Here is a 16,944-nt window from a genome sequence, read left to right on the forward strand (position 1 = left end):
GGTGACGGCAGGAACTTACCGACCGTTAAGTAAGTGGGGAACCATGCGAGTGCTTGTCTCCGGCGCCAGCATCGCCGGGCCGGTGGTGGCGTACTGGCTGGTCAGGTACGGGTTCGAGGTGACCGTCGTGGAGCGGGCGCAGCGGCTGCGCAAGGCGGGCGGCCACGCGGTCGACCTGTTCACGCCCGCCATCGACATCTCCGAGCGGATGGGGGTGCTCGACGAGATCCAGGCCAAGGCGACCGGCATCGACCGGATGGTCGTGCACCGCCCGGGCTCGGCGCGGCCGGTCGGCGTCGACATCGGCAAGGTGTTCACCGCGATCAGCGACCGCCACGTCGAGGTCATGCGCGACGAGCTGAGCGAGATCTACTACAGGGCCGCCCGCGATGACGTCGAGTACGTCTTCGGCGACTCCATCACCGCCATCGACCCCGACGGCACGGTCGCCTTCGAGCGCGGCGCGCCCCGCCGGTTCGACATCGTCATCGGCGCCGACGGCCTGCACTCGAACGTCCGCTCGCTCGTGTTCGGCCCCGAGAAGGACTTCACCGACTTCATCGGCGCCTACCTCGCCGTCCTGTCGATGCCCGGCCGCCACGCCGACCCCGGCGTCTTCACCGGCCACTTCCGGCCCGACCGCGTCGTCGGCGTCTACGGCGACCGGCACGGCGGCGACGCCCGCGCGGTGTTCCTGTTCCGCTCCGACCCGCTGGAGTACCACTACCGCGACACCGACCGCCAGAAGGCGCTGCTGCGGGCGGCCTTCGCGGGCATGGACCCCATGGTCGACGGCTGGCTCGGCGAACTCGACGCGGGCGGCGCCTTCTACTTCGACTCCATCACCCAACTGCGCATGGACACCTGGAGCCGCGGCCGCGTCACCCTCGTCGGCGACGCGGGCTACTGCCCCGGCCCCGCGGTCGGCGGCAGCACCAGCCTGGCCGTCCTCGGCGCCTACACCCTGGCGGGCGAGCTGGCCGCGGCGGGCGGCGACCCCGAGCGCGCCTTCCCCGCCTACGAGCGCGCCATGGCCGACCCGGTGCGGGCCAGCCGCGCCTTCGCCCGCGGCGCGGCCAGGAGCCTGGTGCCGACGTCCCGGTTCGGCGTGTGGGCGCTGGTCAACGGCTCCCGCCTGGTCGCCGCGCTGCCGACCCCGATCGCCAGGGCGCTGGCCAGGCTCAACACCAAGGGCGTGCGGCTGCACGACACGATGGAGGTCAAGGACTTCAGCGGCGTCTGAGCCTCAGAGCTCGGGCAGGTCCTGGGCCCGGCCGACGAGCGGGGCCAGCGGGTCCCCGGTCTCGCGCAGCCGGTCGACGACCGTGCGGATGGTCCAGCGGTCGGGGCGCAGGTCGGGGTCGTCGAGCTCGTCCCAGGTGATCGGGACCGAGACCGGCGCGTTCGGCCGCGGGCGGGCGCTGAACGGGGCGACGAGCGTCTTGTTGATCGCGTTCTGCGTGTAGTCGAGGCGGGCGAGGCCGCCGCGGCGGTCGCGGTACCACTGCCAGCTCACCAGCTCCGGGCGGACGCGCCCCACCACCCGGGACAGCTTGCCGACCCATTCGCGGGTGTCGTCGAAGGTGTAACCGGCGCGGATGGGGACCCAGATCTGGACGCCGCGCTGGCCGGTGACCTTCGGCATGCCGTCGACGCCCAGGTGCGCCAGCCCGGCCCGGTAGAGGCGGGCGAGGTCGAGGATGTCGGCGAAGGTGGTGCTCTCGCCCGGATCGATGTCGATCAGCGCCCAGGTCGGCTGGTGGACGTCGGGCAGCCGGGAGGTCCACGGGTGCAGCTCGATCGCGCCGAAGTTGGCCATCCAGACCAGGGCGGCGACGCTGTCGAGCACGGCGTAGCACTGGGTCTCGTCCGCGTCGGCCTCGGTGTTGTGCCAGCGGGTCAGCCAGTCCGGCGCGTGGTCGGGGACCTCCTTGTGCCAGAAGCCGGGCCGGTCGACGCCGTCGGGGTAGCGGTGGGTGTTGACCGGTCGGCCCTCCACATAGGGCAGCAGATAAGGGGCGACGACCGCGTGATAGCGGATGAAATCGCGCTTGGTGACCGGTGGATCGCCGGGGAACAACTGCTTGTCCAGGTTGGTCAGGCGCAGCCGCCGCCCGCCGACGGCCCACGTCCCGGTCGCGCCGAGCCGGTCGAGCGCGGCGAGTTCGTCCGCGTCGGCTTCCGACCAGGCCCTGACGCCGGTTCCCACGCAGGCGGGCTACCCGCCCGGGACCCCTCCGACACGCGGAACGGGGGGAAGGGCGGCTCGCCCTTCCCCCCGTTCACCGGCCGCTTAGGCCTGGCCGCGCCGCATGCGGGCCAGCCAGATGCCGCCGCCCGCGATGCCCGCGAGCAGGGCGAGCACGCCCAGCCACGGGAGCGCCGACGAGGACGGCGTCACGCCGCCGCCGGTCTCCGGCGCGCCGAGCGGGACGATGGACCCGTTGCCGTGGCCGTTCCCGCCGTTGCCGTTGCCCGGCGGGGTGGTGTCAGTGGTCGACGTGCCCGGGGTGGTGGTCCCCGGCGTGGTCGTGCCCGGCGTGGTCGTCCCGGGGGTGGTGGTGCCCGGGGTCGTGGTGCCGGGGGTGGTCGTGCCCGGCGTGGTGGTGCCGGGAGTGGTGGTTCCCGGGGTCGTGGTCCCCGGAGTCGTGGTCCCCGGCGTGGTGGTCGACGGCGTCGTCGTCGAGACCGTCGTGCTGGGGGTGGTGTGCGTCGTGCTGGGGGTGGTGTGGGTGGTGCTCGGGGTGGTGTGGGTGGTGCTGGGAGTGGTGTGCGTGGTCGTGCTGGGCGTCGTGGTGCCCGGCGTCGTGTGGGTCGTGCTGGGGGTGGTGTGCGTGGTGGTGCCCGGCGTGGTGTGGGTGGTGGTGCCGGGCGTCGTGTGCGTGGTGGTGCCCGGAGTCGTCGTTCCCGGCGTGGTGGTCCCCGGCGTGGTGTGCGTGGTGGGGGTGGTCGTCGTCGTGCACTGGCACGGCTGCGACGGGTTGGGCGGGTTCGACGGGGTCGGCTGGCACTCCCGGTCGCACGGGGAGGGGTTCTCGCACTGTCCCTCGCACGGCTCCGACGGCCCGTGCGGCCCGCACGGTCCCGAGCACTGTCCCGGCGGGTCGCCGGGCTCGCACGGCCCGGAGCACTGCCCCGGCGGGTCGCCGGGCTCGCACGGGCCCGAGCACTGCTGCGGCGGATCGCCCGCCTCGCACGGTCCGGAGCACTGCGATGGCGGGTCACACGGCCCCACGCCGCAGCCGGGCTCGGTGGCGGACGCGGGCAGTGTGCTGACCATGGCGAGCGCGGCCAGAACGCCGAGAGCGGCGAAAAGTCGGCGAGTTCTCACGTATCGCCTTTCGTGGATAGCGGATTCGGTCGGTCGCGTTCTGGACTTTGTCATCGTCAAGCGCAACGCGGACGTTCTACACCGGACAGTCGCCGCATGACACCTCGAAACGTTCGCCAGCGTGTCGGATTTCCCCGGTGGTCCGGCCGAGCAAGCCAACTGGCCGCCACGATTGGTTGATTTTCGATCTCGACACGGTGTTCAACGCCCGTTGTTGATCGCTCTGCGCAGGGATCGGCTCGGGGATCAACTCGACCGGGTGACGTTCTCACTCGATCGGCGATTGTGGACGGAGAAGCGCGGTCGGATTCGAGTAGGTTTCCCCATGCGGACCCCTCATGCGTCAACCGGTTCGCTGATGATCATCCATAGGCTAAGGAGCTGGAGCAGTGCTGAAGAAAGCTGGAATCGTCACGTCCGCTGTCGCGGGACTCATGATGATCGGCGGGACCGCGTTCGCCTGCCCGGGCATGTGCGACGACGACTGGGACGGCCCGAGCACCATCGACCGCGACGACAACATCGAGCAGGTCGGCCTGGTGAACGTCGACGACGTCGACATCCTGGAGAACGTCAACATCCCGATCTGCGCGACCAACAACAACATCGCGGTGGGCCTGGTCGCCGTCGCGGCGAACCTGCTGAACCCGACCGAGTTCGACCGCTGTGTCGAGGGCACGATCTGGACCGGTGACGAGGTCTCCGACTGACCGCCCGCCCGCTGCGGAAGCGGGTGAGCGCCCCCCGGGCTCGTGGCCACGCCGAGCCCGGGGGGCTTTTCCCTTTTCAGGGGACCAGAACCGCGTAGACGATCACATTGGACAGATAGCGGCCGTTCGCCGGGTCGAATGCCCCGCCGCAGGTGACCAGCCGCAGTTCCGGCCGTTTCGTCGGCCCGTACACGCGGGTGGACGGGAACCGGTCCTTCGCCACCGTCTCCACCTCGCGGACGACGAACCGCAGCGATTCGCGCTCCTCGGTCGTCACCACGATCTCGTCGCCGGGCCGCGCCTCGGCGAGCCGCAGGAACACCCCCGCCCGCCGGTAGGCGTTCACGTGCCCGAGGATCACCGCAGCGCCGACCTCGCCGGGCCGCGCGCCGAGGGCGTACCAGCCCGCCTGGCCCGGGGTCCGCAGCGGCGGCACCTCGACGTGGCCGTCCGGCTGCAGTCCAAGGTGGACGAGGGAGGAGCTGATCCCCAGGCGCGGGAAGCGGACCTCGGCGGGCACGGCGACCTCGGGGCGCGCCTTCACCGCGATGGCGGGCGCGGGCTCGGTCCACGGGACCGGCGCAGCCACCACCGGCTCCGGCCTCGGGGCGACGCCCGATGCCGTCGCGGCCACCAGCACGGCGATGACCGACGCTCCACAGCAGACTCGACGCGGCAGCACGGGAGCCAGGGTAAGGATCCGCTGGTCGACCGGCAAATCACCGCTACCATGGGCGCCCCGACCGAGTAGGCAGGAGGACCGAGGATGACCGGGCCGCGCCGGGTGGTCGACCACGAGCGCGTCGTCGTCGGCGCCTGCCGGTTCTTCCTGCGGAACGCGACCGTGGAGATGGACCGGCTGGCGGCGAGCCTGGCGATCAGCAGGGCCACCCTCTACCGGGTCGTGCACACCCGCGACGGCCTGCTCGGGGACGTGCTCTGGCGCCTCGGCGACCGGCTGCTGACCACGGCCCGCCGCTCCCGCCTGCGCGGCGGGGTCGACGGGGTCCTGGAGGTGACCCGGCTGTTCACCGCGCAGCTGCGCGCCGCGGGCCCCTTCCGGGCGTTCCTGCTGGCCGAGCCGGAGACCGCGGCGCGCGTGCTGTTCAACGCGGCGGGCGGGGTGCACGCGCGCGCCGTGGCCGCGCAGCGGGAGATCCTCGCCGAGGCGGGCGCGTGGCCCGCCGACCAGCTCGACCAGCTGGCCTTCCTCTACGTCCGGATCGTCGAGTCCGCGCTGTACGCGGAGCTGTTCGGCAGCCGCGGCGTGGACCCCGCGCTGGCCGAGCGCGCCGCGCGGGCCCTGCTGACACCCTGAGACGGCCGTCGCACGCTCGCGCCGGGTTCTGGTCCCCGCCCCGCGTCCGTCGCTACGTTCGGCGCACGTCGAACCAGGGAGACCCCATGACGCTGTGTCGACGGGCGGCCGCCGCGGTGTGCGCCCTTGTCCTGCTCCCGATCACCGCGACCGCCGCGGCGGCCGACCCGCCCGGGCTGAGCGGCCCCCTGCCCGGCGCGGTGCCCGGCGACCGGCTCGCCGACGACATCGCCGAGACGTATCCGTTCTTCTCCACGCCGTTCGACCTGCGGGCGGCGGGATACGTCGAGGAGGAGTTCCACCTCTCCGGGCTCGCCGACGGGTGGTCGACCGACGGCGCGCCGGTGGCCACCGACGTGCCCTTCACGACCCGGGTCATCGTGCGCAGGCCTGCGGACCCGCGCCGCTTCACCGGCACCGCGCTGGTCGAGTGGCAGAACGTCACCGCGGGGTACGACCTGGACGCGCTGTGGAACGCCGAGGCCGTCACCCGCGCCGGGCACGCCTGGGTCGGCGTGTCCGCCCAGCGCGTGGGCGTGGACCACCTGCGCGGCTGGAGCCCGGCCCGCTACGGCGGCCTCGACGTGACCGGCGGCGGCCGGTTCACCGGGGACGAGCTGTCCTACGACGTCTTCGCCCAGGCGGGCCGCGCGGTGGGCGACGCGCTGGGCGCGCGGACGCTGCTGGCCGTGGGCGCCTCCCAGTCCGCGTCCCGCATGACGGTCCTCTACGACAAGGTCCTCCCGCAGGTGGAGCCGGTCTTCGACGGGTACGCGTTCGTGGTCGGGCCCGCGCCGACGCGGCGGGGCGCCGAGCCGGTGTTCCAGGTGCTGTCGGAGACCGACGTCCGCTCGGCGCGCCGCCCGGCCGACACCGACCGGTTCCGCCGCTGGGAGGTGGCGGGCGCGGCGCACTCCGGCCACGAGGGGCAGGTCTACCGGGCGCCGATCTCCGAGCGCGACCTCGGCGGGGCGCCGACGTACGACTGCGACCGGCCGCCGTTCAGCCGCGTGCCCATGCACCACGTCACCGCCGCCGCGTACGACCACCTGCGGCGCTGGGTCGAGCGCGGCGTCCGGCCGCCGGTCGCCGCGCCGCTGGCGTTCGAGGCCGACGGGGTGACCAAGCGGCGCGACGCGCTCGGGCTGGCCGTGGGCGGCATCCGGCTGTCCCAGGTGGCGGCGCCGACGGCCTTGAACACCGGGGACAACAGCGGCGAGTCGTTCTGCTTCCTCTTCGGCTCGCACGAGCCCTTCGACGACGAGCTGCTGGCCCGCCTCTACCCGAGCCCCGGCCGCTACGCGGCGGCCGTCGTCGCCGCCGACCGGGCGAACATCCGGGCCGGGTACCTGCTGCCCGAGGACGCCTGGGCGAACCGGGAGGCTCCGGTGGTGTTCGTGCACGGGCAGCAGGGGTCGGCGCAGCAGTGGCAGTCCCAGGCCAAGCGGTTCGCCGTCAACGGCCACGACCCCGACCTGCTGTCCGCGTTCGAGTACGACACGACCGTCCCGACGAACGACCACGCCGTGTCCGGCCTGCGGGCGCACATCGCCGCCGTGCTCGCCCGGACCGGGGCGGAGAAGGTGGACGTCGTCGCCCACTCCCGGGGCACGACGGTCATGCACGCCTACCTCGCCGACCCTGCCCGCGCGGCGACCGTGCGCCGGTACGTCAACGTCGACGGCCGGTCGAGCGCGGCGCCGCCGGGCGGCGTCCCGACGCTGGCCCTGTGGGGCAACCTCCAGCCCGGCGGCTCGATCGGCGGTGCGGTCAACGTGCGCTTGACCCACCTCGGGCACACCGAGACAACGACGTCGGCGGAGAGCTTCGGGCACATCCACGCTTTCCTCGCCGGTCACGCGCCCGTCACCACCGCCGTGCTGCCCGAGCCGCCGGGACGGGTTGTGATCGCGGGCCGGGCGGTGTTGTTCCCGCAGAACAGCGGGGTCGCCGGGACGCTGGAGGTGTGGCGGGTCGACCCGCGCACCGGCGCGCGCGAGCACCGGCGCCACGCCGTCGCGCTGGCGGCGGACGGGTCGTTCGGGCCGCTGCGGGTCAACGGGCGCGAGCACTACGAGCTGGCGCTCGTGCGCCCGGGACTGCCGGTCCACCACTTCTACTTCGAGCCGTTCGAGCGCGACGACCGGTTCGTGCGGCTGCCGGTGTCCGGCCCCGGCGGGATCGGCGACCACGTGGACCGCTGCGCGGGCCACACCGCCGTCACCGTCACCCGCAACCGGGAGTGGTGGGCGGGCGCTGACCGGCTGCGGATCGGCGGGGTGGACGTGCTGACCCCTGCACATGCGCCGCCCGTGCGGCAGGTCATCGCGGCCTTCGCCTTCGACGACGGCTGCGACGGCGTCACCGACCTGGCGGCCCCGCCGCACCCGTTCGGCTCGCTGCCCTTCCTCACCGCCGCCGACCTGCACATCCCCGCGTCGCCGCAGGCCGACGGCACGGTCGCGGTCGCCCAGACCCCGCGCGGGGAGGCCCGGACGCGGACGGTGAACGTTCCCACCTGGCCGTCGGACGCCCACGGCGTCACCGTGCAGTTCAGCGACCACGCGAGGGTGGTTTCGCCCTGACGCCCAGCGGGCACGTCAATAACCGGATAGACCGGTGGGCGAAGGTGGTGTGCCGTGGACTTCCGAGGACTGAACAGGCACGAACAGCGCAGGCTGGACGACATCGAGCGGCACCTGCTCGAGGAGGCTCCCGAGGTCGTCGCCGCGTTCCAGACCGCCCCCGTGCCCTCACCCGACCACGGCAGCCGGATGGTGCTGGTGGTGCTCGCGGCCCTGATGGCCGTCGTCGGGCTGTTCGCCGACGCCCCGCTGCTGGTGGTGTGCTCGATGGCGGGCGCGACGACGGCCCTGCTCGCCCCGTCCCCGCGCCCGCGCTCGGGCGTGGCGAGCGCGGGCCAGTCGTGGGGCGCGGCCCCGCCCGTGGCCTGACCGTCCACTGTGCTCAGTCGACCCCGATCGTCCCGCCGCGCAAGTCGCCTGGCCGACGCGATCGGGTGATCCGCACGCGGTTCTGATTCCGCTCGGTTCGCCATAAAAGGCGCTATTGACTCGTACAGGTGACATTCTCACCCGATTGGCGATTGTGGACGGAAATGTCCGGCCGTCATCGAGTAGCTTTCCGCTGCGGACATCGTGATCTGTCAAGGTGCTCCGTTGGTGATCATCATAGAAGTGTAAGGAGCTAGTGCAGTGCTGAAGAAGGCTGGATTCGTCACATCGGCCGTGGCTGGCCTGATGATGATCGGCGGCATCGCGTCCGCCGGTGGCCACGACGACAACGGGGACGACGCCGAGCAGGTCGGTCTGATCAACGTCGACGACACCGAGGTCCTGGAGAACGTCAACGTCCCGATCTGCCTGACGAACAACAACATCGCGGTGGGCCTGGTCGCCGTGGCGGCGAACATCCTCAACCCGACTGAGTTCGACCGCTGCGTCGAGGGCACCATCTGGACCGGTGACGAGATCAGCGACTGATCTCATCCTCCGATCGGCGACCGAGCACCCCGTGGACCAGCAGGTCCGCGGGGTGCTCGGCGTGCTGGCGGAATTAACTCGGTGGCACTGCCGTCCGCGGTGTGCCTAGGGTCGGAGTCGATCACCCGCCGAAAGGGGACGACGAGTGCGCGGTTTCGATCCGAGGACGAGTTTCGGGGAGAAGGACGCCGTCGGGTACGACGCGAGCAGCGTGCGCGGCGACGAGGCGGAAACGGTGCGGTTCCTCGCCGGAATGGCGGCTGGGCGCGACGCGCTCGAATTCGCCGTCGGCACCGGGCGGATCGCTCTGCCGCTGCGGGCCGCGGGCGTGCGGGTCGACGGCATCGAGCAGTCCTCGGCGATGGTCGCGCGGATGCGCGCGAAGCCGGGCGGCGACGCCGTCGAGGTCACCATGGGCGACATGTCCGAGGTCGGCACCGGCAAGCGGTACGGCCTGGTGTACCTGGTGTTCAACACGATCGGGAACCTGCTCACCCAGGACGGGCAGGTCCGCTGCTTCGCCAACGCCGCGCGCCACCTGAACCCGGACGGCGTGTTCGTCCTGGAGTGCCGGGTGCCGACCGCGCCTGCCCGGCGCGAGCGGCAGTTCATCGACGTGGAGGACTTCGACGTCGACCACATCCAGTTCGGCGTCTGCCGCTACGACCCGGTCTCGCAGATCCTCGATGTCAACCACGTCCATCTGGACACCGACGGGCCCCGATTCAGCCCGATCCGGCTGCGCCTGGCCCACCCGCCGGAGTTCGACCTGATGGCCCGGATCGCGGGCCTGCGGCTGCGCCACCGCTGGGGCGGTTGGAACCGCGAGCCGTTCACCGCCGACAGCTGGCGGCACGTCAGCGTCTACGAGCTCGACGCCTGACCGTCGTCCAGGTAGCCGGAGGACGCGTCGCCGGTGCGGCCGCTGGCGTCGGGGTCCTCCTCGATCCGCATCGCCTGGTCCTCCGGGCCCGCGGACTCCTCGCGGCCCGCGTCCTCGGCGATCTCGGTGGCCTCGGTGTCCGACGGCGCGCCGCCGCCGTCCGGGTCGGTGAACTGCGGGGACGGGCCGGTGCGGTCCTCACGCCTCGGGCTCGGGGCGGGGTCGAGGGACTCCTGCTGCTCGGAGCGGATGCGGTCGGTCATCGGACCTCCTCGTCGGGACGGGTGGTGGTGGTTACCCGGGAGCGAGGGGTTATGCGCGTGTCGCGCGCCAGCGGTCGATGACGGCGGGCAGCTCGCGCATCAGGTGGGCGTAGAAGTCGCGCATGTCGGCCAGCCGCCTGCCCGCCGGGCTGTCCGCGCCCGCGGTGCGGATGCCCGTCTCGGCGGCCTCCCACATCTGCTGGACCACCGTGTTCTGCGCGGACATGAGCCGCGCCCAGCCCTCGTCCGGGAACCGGAAGTGCTCGCGGCGGCTGCCGGGCCGGGGCACGCGTTCGATGAGGCCCAAGGAGGCGAGCGCCTTGATCGCGGTCGACACCGAGCCGGGGCTGGCGGCGAGCGCGTCGGCGAGCTCGCCCGCCGTGGTCGTCTCGTTCTCGCTGAACAGCAGCATCGCCAGCGTGCGCGCCGTCATCCGCTGCAGCCCGCCGCGGGTCAGGGTGAGGGCCAGCCGCTCGGCGGCCTCGGTGTGCTCGCTCATCGTCCTCCTTGACGGAATCCTAACTCGCTCGAATCTTCGGAAGTTTCAGAAGATTGCGTAGGGTGGGCGACATGACGTCGGTGAAGAGGTGGGTGTTCGCCCGGCACTGCCATCCGCTGAGCGCGTGGTCCAGGTGGGCGACCACGCCGTTGACGCTGCTTCCGTTCTGGACCCGGCGGTGGCGCGACGCAGCGGTCGTGGGGGCCTGGTTCGCGCTGAACCCGGTCGTGTTCGGCAAGCCCCGCGACACCACGGCGTGGGCGTCGCGGGCGATGCTGGGCGAGGAGCACTGGATCGGCGAACGGCCCCGGGACGCGGCCATGGCGGTCAACGCGGCGGCGACCCTCGCGGGCGTGCTGGCCGCGGCGGGCGCGTGGCGCAGGCGTCCCGCGCTCGCGGCGGGGGCGATGGCGGTCCAGATGGGGTTGCTGATGGCGTACTGGGAGCTCATGGTCCGCCATCACGAGGCGGTGACCCGGTGAAGGCGCTGATCATGACCCTGGGCACGCGCGGCGACGTCCAGCCGTTCGTGGCGTTGGCGCGGGGGCTGGCCGAGGCGGGGCACGACGCGGTGGTCGCCGCGCCGCACCGTTTCGCCGATCTGGTGGGCGGGGCGGGCGTGGCGTTCGCGGGCATCGACGACGGGCCGCTGCGGCTGCTGGACGCCGGCGTGCTCGGCGAGGTCGCCTCGGGCGGCCTCCGGGCGCGGATCGCCCTCGCCCGGCGGCTGCCCGCGCTGTTCGGCCAGGTGCTGGACGACTGCTGGACGGTCGCGTCGCAGGGCGCGGACGTGGTGGTGCACAACGGGCAGGTGATCGCGGGCCAGCACGTGGCCGAACGGCTGGGCAGGCCCGCCGTGCTGGGCCTGCCGATCCCGATGTTCGTGCCGACGCGGGAGTTCCCGTGGCCGGGGCAGGCGCTGCCCGCCTGGTTGCCGGGCTCGCTCAACCGGGCGTCGTACCTGGGGATGAAGGGCCCGGCGCTGGCCTTCGCCCGCACGGTGGACCGGTGGCGGGAAGGCATCGGCCTGTCCCGCCGCCCAGGCAGGCACGACCCGCTGCGCGCCCCGGACGGTTCGCCCACCCCGGTGCTGCACGCCGTCAGCCGCCACATCCTGCCCCGCCCCGCCGACTGGCCGCCGAGTGCGGAGGTCACGGGGTACTGGTTCCTGGATTCGCCGTCGGGGAGGGATGGGTCGGTGGCGGAGGGGGTGCCGCCGGAGGTGGGGCTGCCGACAGACGGTGTGCCGCCGGTCGGGGCGGGGTTGCCGCCCGAGGCGGGGCGGTCATCCGGGGGTGTGCCGCTGGCCGGGGCCGGGTTGCCGTCGGAGGCGGGGCGGTTGTCCGGGGCGCAGGTCGGGGCCGGGTCGTCGTCGGAGGTGGAGCGGTTGTCCGAGGGTGGGTGGCCGGTTGGGGCGGGGTCGTTGTCGGAGGCGGGGCAGGGGCCGGGCGGGGCGTTGCCGTCGGGGGGTGCGTTGCCGCCTGGGGTGGCGTCGTCGGGGAGGGGGTTGTCGGCGGAGTTGGCGGCGTTCCTGGACGCGGGGGCGCCGCCGGTGTTCGTCGGGTTCGGGAGCATGTCCGGGCCGGATCCGGCGGCCACCACGGCGACGGTGGTGCGGGCGGCTCGGGCCGTCGGTGTCCGGGTGGTGTTGGGCACGGGGTGGGGCGGGCTCGCCGCCGAACAGGGGCCGGATGTGTTCGCGGTGGGCGAGGCGCCGTTCGACCGGTTGTTCCCCCGGGTCGCGGCGGTGGTGCACCACGGCGGGGCGGGCACGGTCGCCGCGGCGGCCGCGGCGGGGCGGCCGCAGGTGGTCTGCCCGTTCGTCGGCGACCAGCCGTTCTGGGGCAGGCGACTGCACCGGCTCGGCGTCGCGCCCGCCCCGATCGATCAGCGCGCGCTCGACGCCGATCGCCTCGCCGCCGCGATCGAGCACGCCCTGTCAGCGGAGGTGGCGGACCGGGCTGCCGAACTGGGCGCGCGGGTGCGCGCCGAGCGCGGCGTCGAGACGGCCGTGGCCCGGCTGGAGGCGATCGTCCGGCGGTGACGGGCGCCTGCGGTGCGGGCGGCGTGCGAGGTCGCCGGGGCCGCTTACGAGTAGCCAGCGATTCCGCCAGCGGCCCCAGGCGCCATCGCTGATCACGGGCGACCTGTGGCCTCGTCTGGAGGCCATCGTCCGCGGCCGCGCGATGTGGGGCCGCTTGTGTCGCGTCCGGCGTTCGTCCGGAACCACCGGGTCAGGTCAGGTCGGCGAAGGTCTCCACCTGGTGGGTGCGGCCCGCGACGATCAGCACGTCGCCGTGTTCGACGACGGTCTCGGCGGTGGCGTAGGTGAAGTCCTGGCCGGGGCGCTTGACCGCGACGACCGTGACGCCGTGGTGGGTGCGGAGGCGGCTGTGGCCCAGGGGGACGCCGACCGCCTGGGCCGGGGCGAGGGTCTTGACCATGGCGTAGTCGTCCTCGAACTCGATGTAGTCCAGCATGCGGCCGGTCACCAGGTGGGCGACGCGCTCGCCCATGTCGTGCTCGGGCAGCACGACGTGGTGGGCGCCGACGCGTTCGAGGATGCGGCCGTGCTGGCGGCTGGTGGCCTTCGCCCAGATGTGCGGGATGGCGAAGTCGGCCAGCAGCGCCGTGGTCAGGATGCTGGCCTCCATGTCGCTGCCGATGGCCACGACCGCCCGCCGGAAGTCCGGGACGCCGAGTTGGCGCAGGGCGGTCTCGTCGGTGGTGTCGGCGACGGCGCTGTGGGTGAGGTCGTCGGCGTAGCGCTGGACGGTGTCCCGGCGGGTGTCGATGCCCAGCACCTCGGCGCCGTGCGCGGTCAGCTCGCGGGCCAGCGAGCCGCCGAAGCGGCCGAGGCCGACGACGACGACCCGGGCGGCGGATTTCTTCTCAGCCAACGATCGGTCGCTCCTCGGGTAGTTCGTAGCGGCGGGCGCGCTCGCGCAGGGCCAGCGCGGCCGCCAGGGTGATCGGGCCGACCCGGCCCAGGAACATCAGCCCGACCAGCAGCAGCTGGCCCGCGGGCGGGATGGACGCGGTGATGCCGGTGGACAGGCCCACCGTGGCGAACGCCGACACCGCCTCGAACAGCACGGCGTCGAGGGTGAAGTCGGTCATCAGCAGCAGGGTCAGGGTCGCGGCCGCCACCGCGCCCACGGCGAGCAGGGCGATCGTGACGGCCTGGCGCTGCACGTCCGCGGCGATCCTGCGGCCCGCCACGTGCACGCTGGGCTCGCCGCGGACCTCGGTGTAGATGACGAACGCGAGCAGCGCGAACGTCGTGACCTTGATCCCGCCCGCCGTGCCCGCGCTGCCGCCGCCGATGAACATCAGGAAGTCGGTGAGCAGCAGCGAGCCGGAGTTCAGCTGTCCGATGTCGACGGTGTTGAACCCCGCGGTGCGCGGGGTGACCCCCTGGAACGCGCCGACCAGCAGCTTGCCGCCGACGCCCAGCGGGCCGAGGGTGTCCGGGTTGGACCATTCGATGACGGTGATCCCGACGACGCCGACGACCACGAGCGCGGCGTAGGTCGTCAGCGTGATGCGGGCGTGCAGGGACCAGCGGCGCGTCCGGCCGCGCAGCCTGCGGCCGATCTCGAACAGCACCGGGAAGCCGAGGCCGCCGGTGATCAGCGCGAGCATGACCGGGACGTTGACCCACGGATCGGTGGCGAAGGGCGTGAGGCTGGTGGCGTAGAGCGCGAAGCCCGCGTTGTTGAACGCGGAGATGGCGTGGAAGACCCCCTCGTAGACCGCGCGGCCCCAGGGCATGTCGTAGCCGGTGGCGAAGCGGGTGGTGAGCACGACCGCGGTCAGCAGCTCGACGACGGCGCTGATCGCCAGTACCCGCCGCACGACCGCGCGGACCTCGCCCAGCCCGATCGTCTTGGTCTCCGCCTGCGCCGTCAACTGCAACCGCAACCCCATCCGCCGCGCGACGAGCAGGCCGAGCAGCGAGGCGAGCGTCATGATGCCGAGCCCGCCCGCCTGGATGAGGCCGAGCACGACCACCTCGCCGAAAGCGGACCAGTGGCTCTCCGTGTCGACCACGACCAGCCCGGTGACGCAGACGGCGGAGGTGGCGGTGAACAGCGCGGTGACCAGGCCTGCGGACTCCCCGGACTCGGTGGCGACGGGCAGCGCCAACAGCGCCGCCCCGACCACCACGGCCACCCCGAACCCGACCACCACCAGCCGCGCCGGATGCCCGATCCCCGCCCGCCTGTTCATCGCCGAGCTCCCGACTGCCCGTACCCCACCCGTCCCACCCGATCCGTCCCGCAGGCGGGACCATTGCACCAGCACCCCCACCCCACCGCAGCACGACGGGACGCCACAGGGTCACACGAGTCCATGGAGGACGTCTCCCTGATGGGGGTGTGATTGACACGTCCTTAACGCGTGGTGGGGCGGTGTGCCGTGGGGATTGTGGCTGCGAGCACGGAGAAGGCCGGGACCGTGGCGGCGGATTCTTAACGCGGGACTGCGGCGTTGAAGGGGCGGCTGCGGAGAATCGCTGGCGACGTTCCGACGATGGCGGGACGCGGAGCGGTGGCTGGTGGGTCGCAGGGCCTGTGGGGATTACTGCGCTGTGCTTCGGCGGGTGGAGGTCGCGTGTGGCACGGGCGCGCCGGAGTGCGGAGGTGTGGGGGCTGTGGTGGGTGCCCCGCCGGGGAGGGGTGGGTGCGGGGGCGGGGATTAGGCGGGGATGGGCCCATTTGGGGGGGACGAGCGGGGGCATTGCCCCGGGGCGACGGCCGGAGTCGTGGCCGGGCAGGGGCCCGAGCCGGAGTTGGGGTGGGGATGGGGCGCGAGTCGGGAGCCGGAGCGAGAGCCCGGGTTAGGGCTGGGGCGGGGGGCAGGGCTGGGGCGGGAGCCGGAGTTGGGGCAGGAGTGGGCCCTGAGTCGGGGGCCGGAGCGAGAGCCGGTCCCGGCGCTGGAAGTTGGGTTGGGGATGGGGGCACGAGTCGGGAGCTGGCGACGGGGCGGGTTGGGGGCTCGGGTCGAGGGTCGGCGTCGGAGGTGGGGCCGGAGGCGGGCGGAGTTGGGTCCGGGTCGGGGGCGGAGGTGTGGGGACGGACGGTGGTGATCGGGGCGTCTGGACTCCAGCAGTGGCTGGTGTTCTGGTGGGTGCGGCGTGGGGCAGGGCGGTGGGCGGGGTGTGGTCGGGCGGCTGGTCCGCAGGTGGGTGGTTGGTCAGGGGCCTGGTCTGTCGGTGGGGTGGTTGGTCGGGCGGTTGGTCTGTCGGTGGGGTGGTTGGTCGGGCGGTTGGTCTGCGGGTGGGGTGCTGGTTAGCGGGGTTCTGTGTCGTTGGTGAGGGTGGTGGTCGGGGTGTGCCAGAGGGTTCGGGTTTCGTTGTCGGTGGTGAGTAGGTACAGGTGGTCGCCTGCTCGAGCCAGGGCTGTAGGGGTGCCCGGTAGGCCCGTTTCGTGGGTGGTCCAGGTTCCGGCGCGCCATGACAGCAGGCGGATGCCGGTCTCGTGGGGGACGGCTACGAGTAGGCGGTCGTCGAGCCACGCGGGGGCGGGGAGGGGGGTTTGGTCGGTGGTGGGAGTGGCGGGCATGTCCGGCAGGCGGGTCCATGTGGTCCCGTTGCGGAGCCAGACCGCGGCGGTGTGGTCTGTGCGGCCGGTGGTGGCGCAGGTGGGGTGGCAGGTGACGGCGTCGGCTATGGCGGTGGCGCCGGAGTCGGGGAGTGGGGTTTTCGTCCAGCCGGTCGCGCCTGTCTCGGAGTGCCAGATCACGGGGGTCTGGGCGCCGGAGGCGGTGTCGACCTGCCAGCCGGAGACGACGACGGATCGGTCGGTGGACGACACGCCGGTGGGGAAGACGATCTCCGCGGCGGTGCTCTCCAGGGCCGTGCCCGCCGACGGGAGGCGGGTGGCCGTGTGTGCCTCGTCGATCGTCCACGCCGCGACGTCCATGGCCGTGCGGGCGTTCTCCCAGGTGCCTATGACGACCTGGCCGCCGTCGGGCAGGGCGCCGCCGATCAGGTCGCCCGCGCCGTAGCTGCCGAAGGCGCCCGCCGCCTGCTTGCGTTCGGCCACCCCGGCGGCCGTCCCGGTCCACACGCTCCAGCGCACGTTGCCGTGCGCGCCGCCGCGTTTGCCGCCTATGGCGAGGATGCGGCCGTCATCGGCCGCCAGGGAGGTCCATTCCGCCAACCCGCCGTACGGGGTCGCCGGGGTCAACGGGACCTCGACAGGCCGCCGGTCCGCGCCCAACCGCAGCAGGCCCGGGACCACCGGGCGGTCGGCCCACTGCCCGCCCACCAGCAGGGAGTCGCCGTCGGCGGCCAGGACGACCGGGGTCAACCCCGGCGGCAGGTCGATCCGGCTGAACGGGGACGTGGGCGGGGTCCCGCACCCGCCGACGACCACCGCGGCGACCACCAGCGCACGCGCCATCCGCATGACGGCCAGTATCCACCGAAC

Annotated in this window: 17 protein-coding genes; 10 read left to right on the top strand and 7 right to left on the bottom strand. The window is 73.2% G+C overall.

All coding sequences use genetic code 11. From position 1 onward, the window contains the following. Positions 1–43: 43 nt before the first annotated feature. Positions 44–1,243, top strand: a complete 1,200-nt coding sequence (locus IEY98_RS29855; RefSeq protein ID WP_189214027.1) for an FAD-dependent monooxygenase — start codon at positions 44–46, stop codon at positions 1,241–1,243. Positions 1,244–1,246: 3 nt separating this feature from the next. On the opposite strand, the gene IEY98_RS29860 is transcribed toward IEY98_RS29855, so the two are convergent. After that, positions 1,247–2,209: a DNA polymerase domain-containing protein gene (locus tag IEY98_RS29860; protein ID WP_189214028.1), complete on the bottom strand. Its 963-nt coding sequence runs from the start codon at positions 2,207–2,209 to the stop codon at positions 1,247–1,249. 226 nt (positions 2,210–2,435) lie between these two features. Between IEY98_RS29860 and IEY98_RS29865 the strand changes: the two genes are divergently transcribed. Next, positions 2,436–3,431 (top strand): hypothetical protein, encoded by a 996-nt coding sequence (locus IEY98_RS29865; RefSeq protein WP_189214029.1) that lies wholly within the window; start codon positions 2,436–2,438, stop codon positions 3,429–3,431. A gap of 289 nt (positions 3,432–3,720) precedes the next feature. Further along, the gene (locus IEY98_RS29870) at positions 3,721–4,041 is read left to right on the top strand and encodes a hypothetical protein (RefSeq protein ID WP_189214126.1); all 321 of its coding nucleotides are present in this window, start codon (positions 3,721–3,723) and stop codon (positions 4,039–4,041) included. Between the two features lie 76 nt (positions 4,042–4,117). On the opposite strand, the gene IEY98_RS29875 is transcribed toward IEY98_RS29870, so the two are convergent. Beyond that, on the bottom strand, positions 4,118–4,723 hold the full coding sequence (locus tag IEY98_RS29875; protein ID WP_229787730.1) for a class F sortase: 606 nt from the start codon (positions 4,721–4,723) through the stop codon (positions 4,118–4,120). Between the two features lie 84 nt (positions 4,724–4,807). Here IEY98_RS29875 and IEY98_RS29880 point away from each other — a divergent pair, with 84 nt between their 5' ends. From IEY98_RS29880 to IEY98_RS29900, 5 genes are all read left to right on the top strand, one after another. Beyond that, positions 4,808–5,359 (top strand): QsdR family transcriptional regulator, encoded by a 552-nt coding sequence (locus IEY98_RS29880; RefSeq protein WP_189214030.1) that lies wholly within the window; start codon positions 4,808–4,810, stop codon positions 5,357–5,359. A gap of 86 nt (positions 5,360–5,445) precedes the next feature. Then, positions 5,446–7,944, top strand: coding sequence for an alpha/beta hydrolase domain-containing protein (locus tag IEY98_RS29885; RefSeq protein WP_189214031.1), 2,499 nt, complete (start codon positions 5,446–5,448; stop codon positions 7,942–7,944). Between the two features lie 54 nt (positions 7,945–7,998). After that, positions 7,999–8,313 (top strand): DUF3040 domain-containing protein, encoded by a 315-nt coding sequence (locus IEY98_RS29890; RefSeq protein ID WP_189214032.1) that lies wholly within the window; start codon positions 7,999–8,001, stop codon positions 8,311–8,313. A 261-nt stretch (positions 8,314–8,574) separates the two neighbouring features. After that, a complete protein-coding gene (locus tag IEY98_RS29895) occupies positions 8,575–8,862 on the top strand; it encodes a hypothetical protein (protein ID WP_189214033.1) in 288 nt (95 codons plus the stop codon). 145 nt (positions 8,863–9,007) lie between these two features. Then, entirely contained in the window at positions 9,008–9,745 is a 738-nt protein-coding gene (locus IEY98_RS29900) for a class I SAM-dependent DNA methyltransferase (RefSeq protein ID WP_189214034.1), read from the top strand. Here the strand turns inward: IEY98_RS29900 and IEY98_RS29905 are convergent. Further along, a complete protein-coding gene (locus tag IEY98_RS29905; protein ID WP_189214035.1) occupies positions 9,727–10,008 on the bottom strand; it encodes a hypothetical protein in 282 nt (93 codons plus the stop codon). The genes IEY98_RS29900 and IEY98_RS29905 overlap by 19 nt on opposite strands. A gap of 49 nt (positions 10,009–10,057) precedes the next feature. Further along, a complete protein-coding gene (locus IEY98_RS29910; RefSeq protein WP_189214036.1) occupies positions 10,058–10,507 on the bottom strand; it encodes a GbsR/MarR family transcriptional regulator in 450 nt (149 codons plus the stop codon). A gap of 71 nt (positions 10,508–10,578) precedes the next feature. Here IEY98_RS29910 and IEY98_RS29915 point away from each other — a divergent pair, with 71 nt between their 5' ends. Together IEY98_RS29915 and IEY98_RS32950 are read left to right on the top strand one after the other, a co-directional pair. Then, a complete protein-coding gene (locus tag IEY98_RS29915; RefSeq protein WP_229787732.1) occupies positions 10,579–10,989 on the top strand; it encodes a DUF6653 family protein in 411 nt (136 codons plus the stop codon). Continuing rightward, positions 10,986–12,551 (top strand): glycosyltransferase, encoded by a 1,566-nt coding sequence (locus IEY98_RS32950; RefSeq protein ID WP_229787734.1) that lies wholly within the window; start codon positions 10,986–10,988, stop codon positions 12,549–12,551. Before IEY98_RS29915 ends, IEY98_RS32950 begins: the two co-directional genes overlap by 4 nt. 190 nt (positions 12,552–12,741) lie before the next feature. On the opposite strand, the gene IEY98_RS29925 is transcribed toward IEY98_RS32950, so the two are convergent. The 3 genes from IEY98_RS29925 to IEY98_RS29935 form a co-directional block, all read right to left on the bottom strand. After that, complete coding sequence (locus tag IEY98_RS29925) at positions 12,742–13,407, bottom strand: potassium channel family protein (RefSeq protein ID WP_189214037.1); 666 nt, start codon at positions 13,405–13,407, stop codon at positions 12,742–12,744. Next, positions 13,400–14,740, bottom strand: a complete 1,341-nt coding sequence (locus tag IEY98_RS29930; protein ID WP_189214038.1) for a TrkH family potassium uptake protein — start codon at positions 14,738–14,740, stop codon at positions 13,400–13,402. Before IEY98_RS29930 ends, IEY98_RS29925 begins: the two co-directional genes overlap by 8 nt. 1,061 nt (positions 14,741–15,801) lie before the next feature. After that, positions 15,802–16,923, bottom strand: coding sequence for a hypothetical protein (locus IEY98_RS29935; RefSeq protein WP_189214039.1), 1,122 nt, complete (start codon positions 16,921–16,923; stop codon positions 15,802–15,804). Positions 16,924–16,944 lie beyond the last annotated feature (21 nt).

The sequence above is a fragment of the Actinokineospora fastidiosa genome (genome assembly GCF_014648415.1).
GTDB classification, from domain to species: Bacteria; Actinomycetota; Actinomycetes; order Mycobacteriales; family Pseudonocardiaceae; genus Actinokineospora; species Actinokineospora fastidiosa.

What these genes read in the sequence shown, in the direction of transcription:
- IEY98_RS29915 (WP_229787732.1), top strand. Translation starts at nt 10,579, where the DNA reads ATGACGTCGGTGAAGAGGTGGGTGTTCGCCCGGCACTGCCATCCGCTG.
- IEY98_RS29910 (WP_189214036.1), bottom strand. Translation starts at nt 10,507, where the DNA reads ATGAGCGAGCACACCGAGGCCGCCGAGCGGCTGGCCCTCACCCTGACC.
- IEY98_RS29885 (WP_189214031.1), top strand. Translation starts at nt 5,446, where the DNA reads ATGACGCTGTGTCGACGGGCGGCCGCCGCGGTGTGCGCCCTTGTCCTG.
- IEY98_RS29865 (WP_189214029.1), top strand. Translation starts at nt 2,436, where the DNA reads ATGGACCCGTTGCCGTGGCCGTTCCCGCCGTTGCCGTTGCCCGGCGGG.
- IEY98_RS29880 (WP_189214030.1), top strand. Translation starts at nt 4,808, where the DNA reads ATGACCGGGCCGCGCCGGGTGGTCGACCACGAGCGCGTCGTCGTCGGC.
- IEY98_RS29930 (WP_189214038.1), bottom strand. Translation starts at nt 14,740, where the DNA reads ATGAACAGGCGGGCGGGGATCGGGCATCCGGCGCGGCTGGTGGTGGTC.
- IEY98_RS29935 (WP_189214039.1), bottom strand. Translation starts at nt 16,923, where the DNA reads ATGCGGATGGCGCGTGCGCTGGTGGTCGCCGCGGTGGTCGTCGGCGGG.
- IEY98_RS29855 (WP_189214027.1), top strand. Translation starts at nt 44, where the DNA reads ATGCGAGTGCTTGTCTCCGGCGCCAGCATCGCCGGGCCGGTGGTGGCG.
- IEY98_RS29905 (WP_189214035.1), bottom strand. Translation starts at nt 10,008, where the DNA reads ATGACCGACCGCATCCGCTCCGAGCAGCAGGAGTCCCTCGACCCCGCC.